Consider the following 16024-nt stretch of genomic DNA (forward strand, 5'->3'; position numbering starts at 1 on the left):
TGCGTCGTATGCCGTGCGCGTACGCCGTGGCCCGCACGCCCGACGCGCCCCCGCTACCAGCCTTCCAGCGGCGGGGCGACCGACTCCGACGGGACCACCCAGGGGCGGGCGAGCGAGGCCCACACCAGGAAGGCCACCGCCGCGGTGAGCAGCAGCCACCAGCCCAGCCGGCGCAGCGCCCGGCGGCGCCTGCGGAGCACCCCGCCACGGGCGGCGGCCCGCGAGGCCAGGTCCGCCGGGACGGCCGGGAGCGGCCCGGCCAGCATCCGGCGGACGTCCAGCTCCTTGCGGTCGGGCGGGGTCATGCCGCCGCCCCCTGCCGCGGGCGCCGCAGCACCGAGATCGCGCGGGCGCGCAGCGCCCTGACCCGCTCCACCGGCAGCCCCAGCTGCGCGGCCGCCTGCGGCTCGGCCACCCCCTCGTGGACCAGGAGCACGACGACCAGGCGGGCCTGCGGCCGCAGCCGGGACAGCGGTCCGCCGCGGCCGCGGGGGTGCCGCCAGGCGGTGCGCGCGAAGGCGGCGCACAGCTCCTGCCGGGTGTGGTCGTACGGGTCGTCGCCGCGCAGCCGCGGCCAGTCGGCGAACGTACGGGCCAGGGCGCCGGAGAGGAGGGCCCGCGCGGCGGTGTTCGCGCCCTCCGGCTCGGTGGTCAGCAGGGTGGCGACATGCAGCAGCCGGCCCGCCGCCCCCGCGACGAACGCCTTGAACTCCTCCAGCTCCACGGGGTCCCCGGACCCGCCGGAATACCCGAAGCCGCCGAACCCCCGGTCGTCCACGTGCTTATGGTGCGGGCAGCCCGGCCGGTCGGGTCAAGAGGCGGGACGGGGCGGTTCACGGCCGGACCGCCGCCCGTGTCAGGTCGGCGGGCCCGACCGGGCCGGGCCGTGTCAGGTCAGGGGGCCGGACGGTCCGGAAGGGCCGGACGGGACGAAAGGAGCCGGACCGGGCCGGGCCGGACGGGGTCAGGAGGTCGGGCCGCCCTCGGACGCCGCGCCCATCAGATCCGACAGCGAGAGGTTGAAGCGGGTGAGCAGGGTCGCGAAGGTCTCGCGCTCGTCCTCGCTCCAGCCGTCCGTCACCCGGGCCATGAGCTCGCGCCGCGAGGACCGTACTTCCTCCAGCCGGGTCAGTCCGCGCGGGGACAGCGCCAGGACGACCGCGCGGCCGTCCTCGGGGTGCGAGGTCCGCTTGACCAGGCCGGTCTCCACCAGCGGGGCGACCTGCCGGGTCACGGTGGAGGAGTCGATGCCCATCCCGCAGGCCAGCGCCTTGACGCCCATCGGGCCTTCCAGGTCCAGCCGGTTGAGCAGCAGGTACGCGGCGCGGTCCATCGAGTTGCGGGCCTGGCCGACACCGCCGAGGCGGGTCTGTTCCGCCCGGCGGGCGAAGAGCGCGACCTGGTGCTGCAGCGCGTCGAGCAGGCCGGCTCCGGCGGGAACGCGCTCGTGCGCGGCCTGTGCCGGCAGGTCGGGATTGGCCGGGATGGAGGGCATGGCCGTGGGCTCTCTTCGCGTGGGGCCGACAGGGATGGGGGACAGCGTACGCGGATGGACTGTGGCCCGTACGCGTCGTGAGGGAACTGGGTCACCGGATACGGCGACGGAGGCAGGCTCGCCGAGTCCGGGGCCGTACCGGGGGCAAGTGTGGGGCAGGCGGCGCATGCCGCGTACGGCGTTCCGCATGGCGAGACCCGTGCCGACCGGGCTCCCGTGGATCTCTTTGCGCCGGAAAGGGCCCGGGCTGCAAGACTTGCGGCATGAGCTACCGCGTGCCCCGACCCGTACCCCAGGTGATCCTCGACGACGTGCGGGGGGCACAGAAGATGCTGTCCGGGGTGTCGCGGGTGACTCCGATGGAGGGCAGCCGGCACCTGTCCGCGCTCACCGGTTCCCCGGTCCACTTCAAGTGCGAGAACCTGCAGCGGACCGGCTCGTTCAAGCTGCGCGGCGCGTACGTGCGGATCGCCGGTCTGCGTCCGGAGCAGCGGGCGGCGGGGGTGGTCGCGGCCAGCGCCGGGAACCACGCGCAGGGCGTGGCCCTGGCGTCCTCGCTGCTCGGGGTGCGCGCCACGGTGTTCATGCCGGTGGGGGCCCCGCTGCCCAAGGTGGCCGCGACCCGCGAGTACGGCGCCGACGTGCGGCTGCACGGCCAGGTGGTGGACGAGACCCTGGCGGCCGCGCAGGACTACGCGGACCGGACCGGCGCGGTGTTCATCCACCCCTTCGACCACCGGGACATCATCGCCGGGCAGGGCACGGTCGGCCTGGAGATCCTGGAGCAGTGCCCGGAGGTGCGGACCATCGTCGTCGGGATCGGCGGCGGCGGGCTGGCGGCGGGGGTCGCGGTCGCGGTGAAGGCGCTGCGGCCCGACGTGCGGGTCGTGGGCGTGCAGGCGGCGGGTGCGGCGGCGTACCCGCCCTCGCTGGCGGTCGGGCACCCGATCTCCATCGACAGTCCGACCACGATGGCGGACGGCATCCGGGTGGGGCGCCCCGGCGACGTGCCGTTCAGCATCATCGGGGAGCTGGTGGACGACGTCCGCACGGTCTCCGAGGACGAGCTGTCCAGCGCGCTGCTGCTGTGCCTGGAGCGGGCGAAGCTGGTGGTCGAGCCGGCCGGGTGCAGCCCGGTGGCGGCGCTGCTGAGCGAGCCGGAGCTGTACGGGAACGGGCCGGTGGTGGCGGTGCTGTCCGGCGGCAACGTCGACCCGCTGCTGCTGCAGCGGATCCTGCGGCACGGCATGGCGGCGGCGGGCCGCTACCTCTCGCTCCGGTTGCAGGTGGCGGACCGGCCGGGGGCGCTCGCCGGTCTGCTGGGGGTGCTGTCCGTGGCCGACGCGAACGTGCTGGACGTGAGCCACGTACGGACCGACCCGCGGCTGGGGCTCACGGAGGTGGAGGTCGAGCTGCACCTGGAGACCAAGGGGCCGGAGCACTGCACGGAGGTGGCGCGGGCCCTGCACAACGCGGGCTACCGGGTGCTGGGCTGACCACGGGGCGCCGGAGCGCCGGGGCGGCCGGACCGCCGGATGCCCGCCGGATTTGGTGTCGGGTTGCCGGACCTCCGGGTGAGGGCTGCGGGCCCCCTGGGGCGGGAGCTCCGGAATCTCCCGGGTGAGACCTGTGGAAACTCCCGGGCGGGACGCGATATAGCGCGTTAGCGTGGAGTCCGTGTCGCTCGTATGGGCGTGTCGACCGCTCTGCTCATACGATTTGCGTGCGAAACATGGGTAACACCCGATTCATACTGGGAGACTCCATATGCCAGGCGCGATCCACGCCGAAGGTCTGGTGAAGACCTTCGGCGACGTACGAGCCCTGGACGGCGTGGACCTCGATGTCCCCGAGGGCACCGTGCTGGGCCTGCTCGGCCCCAACGGTGCGGGAAAGACCACGACCGTGCGTGTCCTGACCACCCTCCTGCAGCCCGACAGCGGCAGGGCCGTGGTCGCGGGGATCGACGTGCTCAAGCACCCCAACGAGGTCCGCCGGGCGATCGGCCTGTCCGGACAGTTCGCCGCCGTCGACGAATACCTGACCGGCCGTGAGAACCTCGAAATGGTCGGCCGGCTCTACCAGATGCGTGCCAGGGCGGCGAAGGCCCGCGCGGGTGAGCTGCTGGAGCGGTTCAACCTGGCGGACGCCGCCGACCGCACCGCCAAGACCTACTCCGGAGGCATGCGCCGCCGCCTCGACCTCGCGGCCGCGCTCGTCGTCCGGCCGCCCGTGATGTTCATGGACGAGCCGACCACCGGCCTGGACCCGCGCAACCGGCAGGCCCTGTGGGAGGTCATCCAGGAACTGGTGGCCGGCGGCACCACCCTGCTGCTCACCACCCAGTACCTGGAGGAGGCCGACCACCTCGCCCACGACATCTGCGTGGTCGACCAGGGCAGGGTCATCGCCCGCGGCACCTCCGACCAGCTCAAGGCGCAGACGGGCGGCGAACGCGTCGAGGTCGTGGTCCACGACCCCGTGCACATTCCGGCCGCCCGCGGGGTGCTGGCCGCCTTCGGGAAGGGCGAGGCCACCGTCGAGGAGCACACGCGCAAGCTCACCGTCCCGGTGACCGGCGGCGCCAGGCTGCTCGCCGAGGTCATCCGCGAGCTGGACGGGCGCGGGATCGAGATCGACGACATCGGGCTGCGCCGACCCACCCTCGACGACGTCTTCATCTCCCTCACCGGCCACACGGCCGAGCTGGCGGAGCAGGAGAACGGCGGTGCGGGGGCCGCCGGGTCGGCGGACCGGGCCAAGGGCGGCCGGAAGGCGCGGAAGGAGACGGTCAAGTGAGCATCGCGAACGGAACGACCGGGGCCGGGGGACTCGCCGCGCCGCGGCCGCGGGGCGGGGTCCTGCAGTCGCTCGGCGACTCCCTGGTCATCACCAAGCGCAATCTCATCCGGATGTCCCGGATCCCCGAGATGATCATCTTCGGGCTGATCCAGCCGGTGATGTTCGTCGTGCTGTTCAGCTACGTCTTCGGCGGCTCGATCAGCGTCGGCGGCAGCACCTCGCCCGCCGCCTACCGCGAGTTCCTGATGGCGGGCATCTTCGCGCAGACGGTCACCTTCGCCACCGCCGGCGCGGGTGCGGGCATCGCGGACGACATGCACAAGGGCCTGATCGACCGGTTCCGGTCGCTCCCCATGGCCCGTGGCGCCGTCCTCACCGGCCGCACCCTGGCGGACCTGGTGCAGACGGCGCTGACGGTGGCGGTCCTCGCGGTGGTCGCGCTGATCGTCGGCTGGCGCACCCACACGAGCGTCGGCGAGGTCCTGGGCGGCTTCGCCCTGCTGATGCTGATGGGGTACGCGTTCTCCTGGATCGGCGCACTGATCGGCCTGTCGGTCCGCACCCCGGAGGCGGCCACCTCGGGCGGCCTGATCTGGCTCTTCCCGCTGACGTTCATCTCGAACGCGTTCGTGCCCTCGGACAACATGCCGTCCTTCCTGCAGACGGTCGCCGAGTGGAACCCGTTCAGCGCGACCGTGCAGGCCACGCGCGAGCTGTTCGGGAACCTGCCGCCCGGGTACCAGGCGCCGGACGCCTGGCCGATGCAGCACCCGGTGATCGCGTCCGCCGTCTGGTCGGTGCTGATCATCGTGGCGTTCCGCACCCTGGCGGTGCGCAAGTACCGCTCGGCCACCGCCTGAGACGTCGGCCCGGCCGACGTACGGCTGCGCTCCGGGCGGCGTACGGCTGCGGCCCGGCCGGCGTACGGCTGGGTCCCGGACGTGCGGAAGCCCCCCACCGGCCGGTGGGGGGCTTCCGCACGTGCGTTCCGGGTGCGTTCGTCCGGTCAGCCGGTGAAGGGCTTCACACCGAGGATGCGGACCGACGCCTTCTTGCCGTTCGGCAGCTCGTACTCGGCGTCCTCACCGATCTGCTTGCCCATCACGCCGGAGCCCAGGGGGGACTGCGGCGAGTACGTCTCGAAGGCCGAGGACGCGTACTCGCGCGAGGCCAGCAGGAACTCCATCGTGTCGTCCGGGTCGCCGTCGAAGGCGATGGTCACCACGGTGCCGGGCGCCACGACGCCGTCGGACGCGGGGGCGGTGCCGACCTTCGCGTTCTCCAGCAGCTGGGTCAGCTGGCGTACGCGCAGTTCCTGCTTGCCCTGCTCCTCCTTGGCCGCGTGGTAGCCGCCGTTCTCACGGAGGTCACCCTCCTCGCGGGCGGCCGCGATCTTGGCGGCGATCTCCGTGCGGGCGGGACCAGACAGGTAATCCAGCTCGGCCTTGAGCTGGTCGTACGCCTCCTGGGTCAGCCAGGTGACGCTCTCGCTCGTCTGGGTCACAGGTGCTCCTCGTCGGTACAGGGGACTTCATGGCCGCGCAGCCGTCGCAGCGGTGCGGGCGAAACCACGAGCCTAACAATTCGGGAAGAAAAGGGGGAGGACACCGTGTGTATGAAGTGTGTCATTGCAGGTCCGCCGCGGTCGTGCCGCGGCGCTCCCGGAGCCCGTTCCGGGGCCGTGCCGGCCCCGTGACACCGGGCCCGTACGGGGTCACCGCCCCGCCGCGCCGGGCACCCTCGGCACGATCCTGCCGCGGCTGCTCCGCTGCTCCGGCCGGGCGTGTGCGGAGGAGGGGCGGGGAGCGAGGAGCGGGGGAGAAAGGAGCGGGGGAGAGGGGTCAGCCGGCGGGCTGGCAGCCCACGAGTTCGATCATCGTCGCCCGGCCGGTGGTCCTGAGCGTGACCATCTCGTCGATCCGCTTCCCGGGCTGGGCGAAGGTGAAGTCGGCCCGGCCGACCTCGCTGTGCTCCTTGTCCTGGGAGCTCAGCGTGCAGACTCCGGTGACGCCGGCCTCCTTGCGGACCTCCAGGTGCACCTGCACCTCGGAGTCGGACACCACGTCGTACTTGATCACCTCGGCGCTGACGCTCTGCCCGGCCACGTAGTCCCAGCCGATCCAGCCGACCACGCCCAGCAGGGCGACCCCGAGCACCGATCCGACGATCTTGAGCTTGCGGTCGGCGCGTTCGTCGGCGGAACGGCCGTAGCGCCCCTCGGGCAGCCCTCCGGGCAGTCCCTCGCGCACCGAGCCCATGATCGTTCCTCTCTCCGGGGGCCAGGAATTTTTCCGCCCCCCGATTCGGTCACTATAGAAGCCGCCCCACCGCCAGCCGACCGCCACCCCTCGACGGTGCCGAATCACAGAGGATCCTGTTTTGACCGAGCAGCTTCGACTGATGGCCGTCCATGCCCACCCCGACGACGAGTCGAGCAAGGGCGCGGCCACGATGGCCAAGTACGTCTCCGAGGGGGTGCCGGTCCTCGTCGTGACCTGCACCGGTGGCGAGCGCGGCTCGATCCTCAACCCCAAGCTCCAGGGCGACAAGTACATCGAGGAGAACATCCACGAGGTCCGCCGCAAGGAGATGGACGAGGCCCGGGAGATCCTCGGCGTCGAGCAGGAATGGCTCGGCTACGTCGACTCCGGCCTGCCCGAGGGCGACCCGCTGCCGCCGCTGCCCGAGGGCTGCTTCGCCCTGGAGGACGTCGACGAGGCGGCCGGCCGCCTGGTGAGGAAGATCCGCGCGTTCCGGCCGCAGGTCATCACGACGTACGACGAGAACGGCGGCTACCCGCACCCCGACCACATCATGACCCACAAGATCACGATGGTGGCCTTCGACGGGGCGTCGGACACCGAGAAGTACCCCGAGGCCGAGTTCGGCCCGGCCTACCGGCCGCAGAAGCTGTACTACAACCAGGGCTTCAACAAGCCGCGCACCCTCGCGCTGCACCACGCGCTGCTGGACCGCGGCCTGGAGTCCCCCTACGGGGAGTGGCTGGAGCGCTGGAAGGAGTTCGAGCGCAAGGAGCGGACCCTGACCACGCACGTTCCGTGCGCGGAGTTCTTCGAGATCCGCGACAAGGCCCTGATCGCCCACGCCACCCAGATCGACCCCGACGGCGGCTGGTTCCGCGTCCCGCTGGAGATCCAGAAGGAGGTCTGGCCGACCGAGGAGTACGAGCTGGCGAAGTCGCTCGTCGACACCGCCATCCCCGAGGACGACCTCTTCGCGGGCATCCGGGAGAATGCGTAGACATGAGCGCTTCCCAGGCAGTCGTGACCCAGTTCCTCCCGCTGGCCGCAGACACCTTCGACAAGAACAAGGTGACGCCGGGCATCCTCGGCTTCATCGTGTTCGCGGCCCTGGCCCTCGGCGTGTGGGGCCTGATGAAGTCGATGAGCCGGCACATGGGCCGGGTGAACTTCGAGGAGGCCCCCGCCCCGGCACCGGCCGGTGCCACGGCCCCGAAGGACACCGACCGCCCGTAGCGGCCCGGACCGCCCGTAGCGGCCCGGACCGCCCGTAGCGGCCCGGACCGCCCGCCGGGTTCCGGGGGCGGGTCCGGGGTGCGTCCGGTGCGGGCCCGGGGCGGGTTCACGGGCCCGCCCCGGCCCCGGTCCCTCCCCGGAAACCGGTGGGGCGCCGCCGCTGGTGCCGCTAGGTCACCGGGACGCCCATGATCTCGCGGGAGTGCCGGTTCGGGACCATCTGCAGGCGCCATGCCTGCCAGCCCTCCGCCGGGTCCGCACCGCGCGCCAGCACCGCCGCGTACGCCTCCACGCAGTCCTCCAGCCGGGCGTCCCGCGCCGGGTGCGGTGCCCCGGCCAGCGCCTCCAGCTCCGCCCCGGCCGCCTCCGCGTCCCCCGTACCCCCGGCACCCCCGGCGTACGGCAGGACCGTGCAGCGCAGGAACCGCGCCCAGTCCTGCCCGCGCAGGTCGCCGTACGAGACGAACAGCGCCAGCGCCTCCTCGCACAGCGACAGGGCCTGAGCCAGCCGGCCGTTCCCCGCGTCCACCACCGCCAGCTCCAGGCAGGTCCACGCCTCCCCGTGCGCCAGCCCGATCCGGCGGAAGTCCGCCCGAGCGTCCACCAGCAGCTGCCGGGCGAAGCCCGAGTTCCGCAGGTTGCCGGTCTGCGCCGCCCGCTGGTCGCGGGTCACCCGGCCCGAATGGTGCCGCGCGCACGCCAGCCCGTACACGTCCCGCATCCGCGAGAACATCGTCCGCGCCCGCTCCAGCTCCCGCACCGCCCGGTCCCGCTCGCCCAGCTCCTCCAGCGCCTGCCCCAGGTAGTACAGGGACCACGCCTCCCCGCGGACGTCCTCCGCCTCCCGGTGGCGTACGTGCGCCTCCCGCAGCCGGCCCGCCGCGGCCGACGGGTCTCCGCCCACCAGCCGTGACCGGCCCAGCTGGGTCATCGCCCACGCCTCGCCCCGGGCGTCACGGGTCCGCCCGTACAGGTCCAGCGCCCGGTGGAAGTCCTCCTCCGCCGCCTCCACGGCGTCCGTCCTCAGGTACACCTGACCCCGCTGGAAGTGCGCCCACGCCTCCCCGTGCACGCTCTCGCTCTCCCGGTGCAGGGCGAGGGACACCTCCAGCAGCGACAGGGCCTCCGGCAGGTGCGCCAGGTCCCGCTCCACCGCCGCCAGCGCGTGCAGCGCCCACGCCCGGTCGCCCGTCAGCTCCGGCGCCTCCTGCATCGCGACCGCTTCGCGGATCTTCGCGGCCGCCTCCGCCAGATGTCCCTGGTGGTGCAGGGTGATGCCCAGCGACACCAGGGCACGGGCCGCCCCCGCCTGCTGGTTCGCCTCCCTGAACTGGTCCACCACCGAGCTCAGCGTCGTACGCGCCCGGTCCAACTCGCCCAGCTGCCGCGCGGCGATGCCCGTACGCCACTGCACCGAGCGGACCAGCACGGCCCGGCTGTCGCCGGCACCACCGACGCCGGACTTGCCGTCGGACGTGACGGAATCGGGGCTGTCGGAATCGGGGCTGTCGGACCCGGGCCGGTCGGACCCGGGCCCGTCGGCCGTCCCGGCCACCGCCTGCGTCAGCTCGTTGATCTCACCCAGCCGGTACAGGTCCCCGCGCAGCAGGCAGTGGTCGCACAGCGCACCCAGCAGGTCCAGCACCGCCTGCTGGTCCACCCCCTCGGTGTGCCGCAGCGCCGCCGTGATGAAGGAGGACTCCTCGTCCAGCCAGCCCAGCGCCGCCTCCACGGAGGCGAACCCGTGCCCGCCGAACTGGTTCGCCCGGGTCGAGGTCCGCCCGTCCACCAGCCGGATCACCGAGTCGGCGAGCTGGGCGTAGTTGCGGATCAGCCGCTCGTGCGCGGCCGCCAGCACCTCCCGGCCGGGGGTCTCACGCTGCCGGGCCGCCGCGTAGGCACGCACCACGTCGTGCATCCGGAAGCGGTTCCCGCGCACCCGGTCGACCAGCCCGGCCCGCCACAGCTCCTCCAGCGTGGCCAGCGCCTCCTCTTCCGGTACGTCGAGCAGCGCGGCGGCGGCCGCGGCCCCGAGCGAGGCCCGCCCGGCCAGCGGCAACCGCACCAGCAGCCGCGCGGCCCCTTCCGGCAGCTCCCGCCCGGCGACCCGGAGCGCCCGCGCGGCCGGCCCGCCCGTACCACCGACACCGACGGCACCCCTGGCACCATCCGCACCACCCGCCACGCCCGCGCCGCGGGGGACGTCCGGGAGGGCCGCCGCCCGCACGGCCTCCGCCAGCGGCCCGGCCCCGAGCCGCGGCACCAGCGGCCCCAGCACCCGCAACGCCAGCGGCAGCCCCCCGGCCTCCCGTGCCAGCCCGGCGGACTCCACGGGAGCGGACTCCATGGAACCGGACTCCGCCTGCCCGCCCGCCCCCGCGAGCAGCAGCCGGACAGCCTCCTCCCCGGCCAGCGGCGCCACCTCCAGGTGGTGCACCCACGCCGGGGTGTCCGCGGGCAGGGCCAGCGGCTCGCGGGCGGTGACCAGGACCAGCGAGTCCGACCGCTCCGGCACCAGCAGCCGCACCTGCTCCGCGTCCACGGCGTCGTCCAGCACCACCGCCACCGGCAGCCCCTGCACGTGCTGGTGGTACAGCTCGCCCAGCTTCCGCACCTGCTGCTCCGTCGAGGCCCGCTCCCGGAACAGCAACTGCTCCCGCGGCGCCCCCAGCCGGTTCAGCAGGTGCAGCAGCGCCTCCCGCGTCGGCAGCGGGGCCTCCCCGCCGGGCAACGCGGACTCCCCGCCAGGCGACGGGGAGTTCCCGCCCTGCGGCGCCGACCCGCCCCGCAGGTCCACCACGCACGCACCCCGGTACTGGTCCCGCAGCCGGTGCGCCACCCGGAGCGCCAGCGTCGTCCGCCCCACCCCCGGCTCGCCGTGCAGGACCACCACCACCGGCCGGGTCTCCGTACTGGCCCGCGCCGCCTGCACCCACTGCCCGATCCGCGCGACCTCCGCCCGTCGCCCCTCGAAGTCCCCGGCCGGCTCGGGCAGTTGCCCGAAGCTCTGCTCCAGCACCCGGCGCCTGCGCGCCTCGGCGCTCCGGTCCGCCCCGCGCAGCTGCGGCCCGGTGCCCGGCGCCCGGCGCGGCACCCGCGCGGCCACGGCCACCTTCCGCTGCTGCTCCAGGAACGGCCGGATCCCGCGCACCTCCAGCGCCGACAGCCACTGCAGCCGCAGCTGCTCCGGCCCGCCCGGCTGCCCCAGCGCACCCGCCCGCCGGTGCGCGGCCGGCAGGTGCGTCGCCGTCACCTTCAGTACCGCCGTGACCGCCCCGGCCGCACCCACCACCGCCCCGGCCCCCAGCGCCGTACCGGAATCCACCCCGAGCGCCATGTCCGCCCCGAACGCCGCCAGCGCCCCGACCGCCGTCACCAGCAGCGCCGTCGCCGTGTTCCCGCGCCGGAACGCCTCGCCGAGCGACTCCTCCCCGGCCGCCGCCCCGTCCAGCGCGCGTACGTACGCCCCGTACTCCTCCGCCGCGCTCGCGGCCAGCGCGTCCAGCGCCTCCCGCCCCCGCGCCAGCAGCACCGCCCCGTCGACCGCCGCCGCCCCGGTCCCCGACCGCCGCACTTCCTCGTCGACCGCCCGCGCCAACAGCCGCTCGGCCTCGCTCCGATGGACGTCCCGCATCAGCAATTCCCTCCGAGCGTCCCGACAGGGCTCCCCAGTGTCCTGCCCACCCCCCTCCTTGGCGAGAGAATCTGAGCTAGATCAGAGGGAAGAACGGGCACCTACACTCAACCTTCTTGATCCAACTCACCTACACGGGGGCTGACATGACGGTGCGTGACATCAGAGCGGCGGCACGCCTGATAGGCCGGCGCAACGCCTTCCGCTACCTCGCCATCGGCGCCGGCGCCACCCTGCTGGCCGCCTGCGCGGGCAAGAAGGACCCGGCCGCCCGGTCCGCGACTTCCGCACCCGCCACCGGCACCGCCACCGGCACCGGCACCGGCACCGGCACCGGCACCGGCACTCCGGCGGGATCCCCCACCGGGGCCGTCGTCCCCACGCCGTCGCGCACGGTGCTGACCCGGGCTCTCGAAGCCTTCCTCAAGGGCGCCTGGACCATCGAATCCACCATGGCGGGCGGCGACGTGGTCCGTGGCAAGGCCACGGTCGACCTGGCCTTCTGGTCCATCGCATGGGAGGGCGGCGAGGGCGCGTGGCGCGGTGCCCACCGGCTGCACGGCGGCGGTGTCCTCGCGATCGAGGTCCACGAAGGCCCGAAGGCCCTCACCAGGGAAACGGGCACCCAGGCCCACCAGGTCCCCGAAACGGTGGGCGACGGCTTCGAACTCACCCTGCCCTGGCAGCCTCCGGGCACCCGCCGCCCCGCCGACGACCAGCGCCTGTCCGTCACCTGTGCCGGCAACACCCTGACCATCCGCCACGTCGAACGCTCCGGCAGCACCACCACCCACGTCTGCACCCGCGCCTGACGCTCAGGGCGCATGGCATCCGGAACACGCCCTGATCAGACCCGCCTCGTCCGGCCGGGGGCCGCCTCGACGTCCATCAGGCGGACCGGCTGCGGTCCCTGCGGGTGCCGGTGGGCTTCCTGCGGCAGGATGGCCGTATGCCGAACCGCCTCGCGAACGAGACCTCCCCCTACCTCCTCCAGCACGCGGAGAATCCGGTCGACTGGGTGCCCTGGGCGTCCGGGGCGTTCGAGGAGGCGCGGGAGCGCGGCGTGCCGGTGCTGTTGAGCGTCGGCTATTCCTCGTGCCACTGGTGCCATGTCATGGCCCACGAGTCGTTCGAGGACGAGACGACCGCCGCCTTCATGAACGAGCACTTCGTCAACATCAAGGTCGACCGCGAGGAGCGGCCCGACGTCGACTCCGTCTACATGGAGGCGGTGCAGGCGGCCACCGGGCAGGGAGGGTGGCCCATGACCGTGTTCATGACGCCGGACGCCGAGCCGTTCTACTTCGGGACCTACTTCCCGCCGGAGCCGCGGCACGGGATGCCCTCCTTCATGCAGGTGCTCGAAGGGGTGCGGACCGCCTGGACCGGGCGGCCCGACGAGGTGGCCGAGGTGGCCAAGCGGATCGTGCGGGACCTCGCCGGGCGGCAGTTGGACTACGGGCGGGCCGGGGTGCCCGGGCCGGAGGAGATGGCGCGGGCCCTGCTCCAGCTCACCCGGGAGTACGACGCGGCGCACGGCGGGTTCGGCGGGGCGCCCAAGTTCCCGCCGTCCATGGTGATCGAGTTCCTGCTGCGGCACCACGCCCGCACCGGCGCCGAGGGCGCGCTCCAGATGGCCGCCGACACCTGTGAGGCCATGGCGCGGGGAGGGATCTACGACCAGCTGGGCGGAGGGTTCGCCCGGTATGCGGTGGACCGGGCGTGGGTCACCCCGCACTTCGAGAAGATGCTCTACGACAACGCCCTGCTCTGCCGGGCCTACGCGCACCTGTGGCGGGCCACCGGGTCCGAGATGGCGCGGCGGGTCGCGGTGGAGACCGCGGACTTCATGGTGCGGGAGCTGCGGACCTCCGAAGGCGGGTTCGCCTCGGCGCTGGACGCGGACAGCGAGGACCCGGTCAGTGGGAAGCACGTCGAGGGGGCGTACTACGTCTGGACGCCGGAGCAGCTGCGGGAGGTGCTCGGCGAGGAGGACGGGCTGCTGGCGGCGGAGTACTTCGGGGTGACCGAGGGGGGCACCTTCGAGCACGGGACCTCGGTGCTGCAGCTGCCGCAGGACGGGCCGGTGGTGGACGGGGAGCGGATCGAGGGCATCCGGGCCCGGCTGCTGGAGGCCAGGGGGCAGCGTCCCGCGCCGGGCCGGGACGACAAGGTGGTGGCGGCCTGGAACGGGCTGGCGATCGCCGCGCTCGCCGAGTGCGGGGCGTACTTCGGGCGGCCCGATCTGGTCGAGCGGGCCACCGAGGCGGCCGATCTGCTGGTGCGGGTGCACTTCGACGCGGCCGCCGGGCGGGCCCGGCTGACCCGGACCAGCAAGGACGGCAGGGCCGGGGCGAACGCGGGGGTGCTGGAGGACTACGGCGACGTCGCCGAGGGCTTCCTGGCGCTGGCCGCGGTCACCGGCGAGGGCGTGTGGCTGGATTTCGCCGGTCTGCTGGTGGACCTGGTGCTGGACCGGTTCACCGCCGAGGACGGCACCCTCTACGACACCGCGCACGACGCGGAGCGGCTGATCCGCCGGCCGCAGGACCCGACCGACAACGCGGCCCCGTCCGGCTGGACGGCGGCGGCCGGCGCGCTGCTCTCGTACGCCGCGCACACCGGGTCGGAGGCGCACCGGACGGCCGCCGAGCGGGCGCTGGGCGTGGTCCACGCGCTGGGTCCGCGCGCCCCGCGCTTCATCGGGCACGGGCTGGCGGTGGCGGAGGCGCTGCTCGACGGTCCGCGGGAGGTCGCGGTGGCCGGGCACCCGGACGACCCGGCCACGGCCGAGCTGCACCGGGCGGCGTTGCTGGGGACGGCTCCCGGGGCGGTCGTGGCGGTGGGCATGCCGCAGGGTGAGGGGGCGGGTGACGGGGAGTTCCCACTTTTGGCCGAGCGCACACTCGTGCACGACCTCCCCACGGCGTACGTGTGCCGCCACTTCGTCTGCGCGCGGCCTACGACGGATCCGGTCGAATTGGCCCGCCAGTTGGGTGGGGTTCGTCCCTGAAGATCCCGGAGTGCCGTCAACTCCACTGGATGATGGCTCAGTTCGGAAACGTGGTTTTTATCTGAAGAGTGTCTGGGTTTCACCTCCGCTGCCTAGTCTCATGGCTGCGGGGGCGGCGGGCCGGGGGGCCTGCCGGTGGTTCCCCCAGGGGGGTTTTCAGCTCGCCGCGGTCCGGCCAAGGGCCGGCCGCGGCCTGCCCGTGGGGGGATCTTTTTGTTCACGTCCGTCTTCATTGCTGCCATTTCCCTGGCGCTCTTCTGGATGGCCGCGTTCACGCTGTGGTGGCAGATGCACGCCTGGCGCACGCCCGAGACGCTCGCGGCCACCCGCTTCGACCGGCCCGACGGCGAGGGCGGGCTGTCCTTCTCGCTGCTCCTGCCGGCCCGGCACGAGCAGGCCGTTCTGGAGCACACCATCGACCGGCTGCTCGAATCCGGCCACACCGACTACGAGATCATCGTGATCGTCGGCCACGACGACCCGGAGACCGCGGAGGTCGCCGAGCGGGCGGCCGGCCGCGCGCCCGACCGGGTGCGGGTCGTCGTCGACCACCACGAGGCGAAGAACAAGCCCAAGGCCCTGAACACCGCGTTGCCGCACTGCCGGGGCGACATCGTCGGGGTGTTCGACGCCGAGGACCAGGTGCACCCGGAGCTGCTGGCCCACGTGGACCACGCGTTCCGCTCCACCGGCGCAGACGTGGTCCAGGGCGGGGTCCAGCTGATCAACTTCCACTCCAGCTGGTACAGCCTGCGCAACTGCCTGGAGTACTTCTTCTGGTTCCGCTCCCGGCTGCACCTGCACGCGCAGAAGGGGTTCATCCCGCTCGGCGGCAACACCGTGTTCGTCCGCACCGAGGTGCTCCGCGAGGCCGGCGGCTGGGACCAGAACTGTCTGGCCGAGGATTGCGACCTCGGCGTACGGCTGTCCTCGGTCGGCAAGAAGGTGGTCGTCGCCTACGACTCCGACATGGTCACCCGTGAGGAGACCCCCGGGTCGCTGCTCAGCCTGCTCAAGCAGCGCACCCGCTGGAACCAGGGCTTCCTCCAGGTCTACCGGAAGAAGGACTGGCGGCAGCTGCCCGGCCGCGGGCAGCGCTGGCTGGCCCGCTACACCCTGATGACGCCGTTCATGCAGGCGGCCTCCGGGGTGATCATCCCGGTGAACGCCGCGGTCGCGCTCTTCCTCGACGTGCCCGTCGGGATCGCCATCATCACCTTCCTCCCGATGATCACCGCGATGGTGACGTTCGTCTTCGAGATCGTCGGGCTGCACGACTTCGGCCGCCAGTACGGTCTGCGCGTCCGCTTCGTGCACTACCTCAAGCTCGTCGTGGGCGGCCCGTTCTACCAGGTCATGCTGGCCGGCGCGGCGATCCGGGCGGTCTGGCGCGAGCAGCGCGGCCGCAACGAGTGGGAACTCACCAGCCACACCGGCGCCCATCTCACCCGAGAGGACAGCCTCCAGTGACCGCCACCCTGCCCCCGGCCTCCGCCACGGCGACGGCCCCGGCCACTGAACCCCGGTCCGCCGCCGCCGTCTCCTCCACCACCACCCGTCCCGGCCCGGGCGGGCCCGGCGCA

At 73.5% G+C, this 16024-nt stretch carries 14 protein-coding genes; 8 read left to right on the top strand and 6 right to left on the bottom strand.

What is annotated here, in order from left to right:
• Window positions 1-53: 53 nt before the first annotated feature.
• The 3 genes from AB0O36_RS05685 to AB0O36_RS05695 all read right to left on the bottom strand — a co-directional run bounded on the left by AB0O36_RS05685 (window position 54) and on the right by AB0O36_RS05695 (window position 1495).
• On the bottom strand, window positions 54-305 hold the full coding sequence (locus AB0O36_RS05685; RefSeq protein ID WP_365104471.1) for a hypothetical protein: 252 nt from the start codon (window positions 303-305) through the stop codon (window positions 54-56).
• Window positions 302-724, bottom strand: a complete 423-nt coding sequence (locus AB0O36_RS05690) for an RNA polymerase subunit sigma-70 (RefSeq protein WP_365104700.1) — start codon at window positions 722-724, stop codon at window positions 302-304. The genes AB0O36_RS05685 and AB0O36_RS05690 overlap by 4 nt, the downstream gene beginning before the upstream one ends.
• 240 nt (window positions 725-964) lie before the next feature.
• On the bottom strand, window positions 965-1495 hold the full coding sequence (locus tag AB0O36_RS05695; RefSeq protein ID WP_365104473.1) for a MarR family transcriptional regulator: 531 nt from the start codon (window positions 1493-1495) through the stop codon (window positions 965-967).
• 263 nt (window positions 1496-1758) lie between these two features.
• On the opposite strand from AB0O36_RS05695, the gene ilvA reads away from it, so the two are divergent.
• The 3 genes from ilvA to AB0O36_RS05710 all read left to right on the top strand — a co-directional run bounded on the left by ilvA (window position 1759) and on the right by AB0O36_RS05710 (window position 5157).
• Window positions 1759-2991: a threonine ammonia-lyase gene (gene ilvA, locus AB0O36_RS05700; RefSeq protein WP_365104476.1), complete on the top strand. Its 1233-nt coding sequence runs from the start codon at window positions 1759-1761 to the stop codon at window positions 2989-2991.
• A gap of 271 nt (window positions 2992-3262) precedes the next feature.
• The gene (locus AB0O36_RS05705) at window positions 3263-4294 is read left to right on the top strand and encodes an ATP-binding cassette domain-containing protein (protein WP_365104479.1); all 1032 of its coding nucleotides are present in this window, start codon (window positions 3263-3265) and stop codon (window positions 4292-4294) included.
• A 2-nt stretch (window positions 4295-4296) separates the two neighbouring features.
• Window positions 4297-5157 carry an ABC transporter permease gene (locus AB0O36_RS05710; protein WP_365104702.1) on the top strand — a complete coding sequence of 287 codons (861 nt, stop codon included), beginning with the start codon at window positions 4297-4299 and terminating at the stop codon, window positions 5155-5157.
• 146 nt (window positions 5158-5303) lie between these two features.
• Here AB0O36_RS05710 and greA read toward each other — a convergent pair whose 3' ends face one another.
• Both greA and AB0O36_RS05720 read right to left on the bottom strand, forming a co-directional pair.
• Entirely contained in the window at window positions 5304-5801 is a 498-nt protein-coding gene (gene greA / locus AB0O36_RS05715; protein WP_365104482.1) for a transcription elongation factor GreA, read from the bottom strand.
• A gap of 337 nt (window positions 5802-6138) precedes the next feature.
• Complete coding sequence (locus AB0O36_RS05720; protein WP_365104485.1) at window positions 6139-6555, bottom strand: DUF4307 domain-containing protein; 417 nt, start codon at window positions 6553-6555, stop codon at window positions 6139-6141.
• A 121-nt stretch (window positions 6556-6676) separates the two neighbouring features.
• Between AB0O36_RS05720 and mca the strand changes: the two genes are divergently transcribed.
• Both mca and AB0O36_RS05730 read left to right on the top strand, forming a co-directional pair.
• Window positions 6677-7558 carry a mycothiol conjugate amidase Mca gene (mca, locus tag AB0O36_RS05725; RefSeq protein WP_365104488.1) on the top strand — a complete coding sequence of 294 codons (882 nt, stop codon included), beginning with the start codon at window positions 6677-6679 and terminating at the stop codon, window positions 7556-7558.
• A gap of 2 nt (window positions 7559-7560) precedes the next feature.
• Complete coding sequence (locus AB0O36_RS05730; protein WP_365104490.1) at window positions 7561-7794, top strand: hypothetical protein; 234 nt, start codon at window positions 7561-7563, stop codon at window positions 7792-7794.
• Between the two features lie 169 nt (window positions 7795-7963).
• Here the strand turns inward: AB0O36_RS05730 and AB0O36_RS05735 are convergent, their stop codons facing one another.
• Entirely contained in the window at window positions 7964-11428 is a 3465-nt protein-coding gene (locus AB0O36_RS05735; protein WP_365104492.1) for a tetratricopeptide repeat protein, read from the bottom strand.
• A gap of 116 nt (window positions 11429-11544) precedes the next feature.
• On the opposite strand from AB0O36_RS05735, the gene AB0O36_RS05740 reads away from it, so the two are divergent.
• From AB0O36_RS05740 to AB0O36_RS05750, 3 genes are all read left to right on the top strand, one after another.
• Entirely contained in the window at window positions 11545-12240 is a 696-nt protein-coding gene (locus AB0O36_RS05740) for a hypothetical protein (RefSeq protein ID WP_365104495.1), read from the top strand.
• 137 nt (window positions 12241-12377) lie between these two features.
• Window positions 12378-14441 carry a thioredoxin domain-containing protein gene (locus AB0O36_RS05745; protein WP_365104497.1) on the top strand — a complete coding sequence of 688 codons (2064 nt, stop codon included), beginning with the start codon at window positions 12378-12380 and terminating at the stop codon, window positions 14439-14441.
• 213 nt (window positions 14442-14654) lie between these two features.
• The gene (locus AB0O36_RS05750) at window positions 14655-15911 is read left to right on the top strand and encodes a glycosyltransferase (protein ID WP_365104500.1); all 1257 of its coding nucleotides are present in this window, start codon (window positions 14655-14657) and stop codon (window positions 15909-15911) included.
• Window positions 15912-16024 lie beyond the last annotated feature (113 nt).

It is taken from the genome of Streptomyces sp. NPDC089799 (assembly GCF_040684755.1).
Taxonomy (GTDB): Bacteria; Actinomycetota; Actinomycetes; order Streptomycetales; family Streptomycetaceae; genus Streptomyces.